Raw genomic sequence first — 2,344 nt, 5'->3', positions numbered from 1 at the left:
TAGTTCCACCTTCTATCATGAATTGACAATATTTTAGCCATTTTTCCAAGCTCAATTTTGTATTTGAAAGTGGAGAAAGACTTCTTTCGTCAAATGTTCTTCTACATTTTTTGCAAATATATCTTTGACGACCATATGTTTTTCCATTTTTATTTACCTCTGAATTCCCACATCTAGGGCATTTAAGACCTTTTTTAAATCTACCTTCTAAAATCTCGTCTTTTCCTTCTTTTTCATCATAAAATCCTAAATTATATAAATTTTTTAATTTTTGTTGAGCTAACGCTATTAAAGAACTCATTTCTTCTATATTTAAATTATCTACCATTGATCTAATTCTTTTAGAACTAAACATCTTTGAATGTTCTTGTCGAAACATAATGCACCTCTTCCTGATTTAGGTAATTCATAACACAAATCACTAATCTTAAATATTTTTACTTTTATATAAATTCTTGGTTATATTATGTTCCAACAAGATCTATTTCATACATAATTTCACAAAATCATTAAACATATTTACAATGGCTCTAAATTGAGTATATATTTACAATTATTCATAAATAATAAAATAGAGCAACAACTGTCACTCTATTTTCGATTTATTATTTTTATGAACGAGCAAATTATCTTATTTGACCATCGCCAAATATAATATATTTAGTAGTCGTAAGCTCTTTAAGTCCCATAGGTCCTCTAGCATGAAGCTTTTGAGTACTTATACCTATTTCTCCACCAAATCCAAATTCTCCACCATCAGTAAATCTTGTAGAAGCATTTACATATACAGCAGCTGCATCTACTCTTTGTAGGAATTTTTGGCTGTTTCTGTAGCTTTCAGTAACTATAGATTCAGAGTGTCCTGTATTGTATTTATTTATGTGTTTTATAGCTTCGTCGACGTCTTTTACTACTTTTACAGCTATTATAAGATCTAGGTATTCAACTCCCCATTCTAGTTCATCGATTACTTTTACGTCGTTTACTATAGCTTGAGTTTTTTCGCATCCCCTGACTTCAACGCCTTTATCCCTTAATTCCTTAACTATCATTGGCACGAATTTATCTGCTATTGCTTCGTGAACTAATAATTTTTCTGCAGCGTTACATACCCCTGGTCTTTGAACCTTGGCATTTAAAACTATAGCCTTTGCCATTTCAAAGTCAGCACTTTCATCCACATAAATATGGCAGTTTCCTGTTCCTGTTTCGATTACTGGAACTGTGGCATTTTGAACAACTGCCTTTATAAGTCCTGCTCCACCTCTTGGAATTAAAACATCTATATAATCGTTAAGTCTCATCATTTGAGTAGCAGTTTCTCTAGAAGTATCTTCAACTAATTGTACGCAAGCCTCTGGTAATCCACTTCTCTTTATACCTTTAACTAATGCCTTAGCTACAGCCTTATTAGAATTTATAGCATCACTCGCACCCTTTAGTATAACTGCATTTCCTGATTTTAAGCAAAGTCCCGCAGCATCACTTGTTACATTAGGTCTTGATTCATATATTATACCTAAAACTCCCATTGGCACTCTCTTTTGCCCTATTTGAAGCCCATTAGGTATTTGCCACATATTTACTACTTCACCTACTGGATCTTTTAATTTTACTATATCTAAAAGAGCATTTGCCATAGCTTCTATTCTACCTTCATCAAGTGATAGTCTGTCAAGTAAAGCATCAGATATTCCCTTTTCTATAGCATTTTGTCTATCTATTTCATTTGCTTTTATTATTTCTTCCTTTGCATTTATCAGCTCCTCTGCCATAAAAGTTAACGCCTGATCCTTTTGTGCAGTTGAAGCTATTCCTAATTCGTAAGCAGCTTCTTTTGCCTTTTTTCCCATTGAAATTAACATAAATCGTACCTCCTATTTTTTCGCAGTAAATAAAGTTCCTATTTCTTCCCCTGATAATATTTCAGAAATAATCGCTGGATCCTCTCCATTAGCTAAAACTAAATCAACACCTGCTTTATTAGCCTTCTTAGCTGCAGCTAATTTAGTCGCCATACCACCAGTTCCTAAGCTTGAACCAGCTCCACCCGCACAAGCTTCTATTTCATCAGTAATCTCGTCAATTTGTTTTATTAAGTGCGCGTCTTCATTTTCCTTTGGATTACTATCATAAAAACCATCTATATCAGATAATATAATCAATACATCTGCATTTATAAGTACAGAAACTATAGCTGACAAGTTGTCATTATCACCAAATTTAGCTATATTTTCTAGCTCATCTATTGAAACTGTGTCATTTTCATTTACTATAGGGATTATCCCCTTGTTTAATAAAAGTTCAAAAGTATTACATACATTTTCTTTGATATGTTCGTCTT

General features: G+C 32.6%; 3 protein-coding genes. All 3 read right to left on the bottom strand.

The window, feature by feature from the left end; genetic code table 11:
- Positions 1–379: IS1/IS1595 family N-terminal zinc-binding domain-containing protein (locus SPD90_RS01170; protein ID WP_320924066.1), on the bottom strand; the 379-nt coding region annotated here is incomplete at its 3' end.
- Between the two features lie 247 nt (positions 380–626).
- Positions 627–1,865, bottom strand: coding sequence for a glutamate-5-semialdehyde dehydrogenase (locus SPD90_RS01165; RefSeq protein WP_320924065.1), 1,239 nt, complete (start codon positions 1,863–1,865; stop codon positions 627–629).
- A 12-nt stretch (positions 1,866–1,877) separates the two neighbouring features.
- A partial coding sequence (locus SPD90_RS01160) for an amino acid kinase family protein (RefSeq protein ID WP_442909036.1) occupies positions 1,878–2,344 on the bottom strand: 467 nt, incomplete at its 5' end.

It is taken from the genome of Intestinibacter sp. (genome assembly GCF_034113885.1).
In the GTDB taxonomy this organism is placed as follows: Bacteria; Bacillota; Clostridia; order Peptostreptococcales; family Peptostreptococcaceae; genus Intestinibacter.
This window is presented reverse-complemented; position numbering and strand designations above follow the sequence as displayed.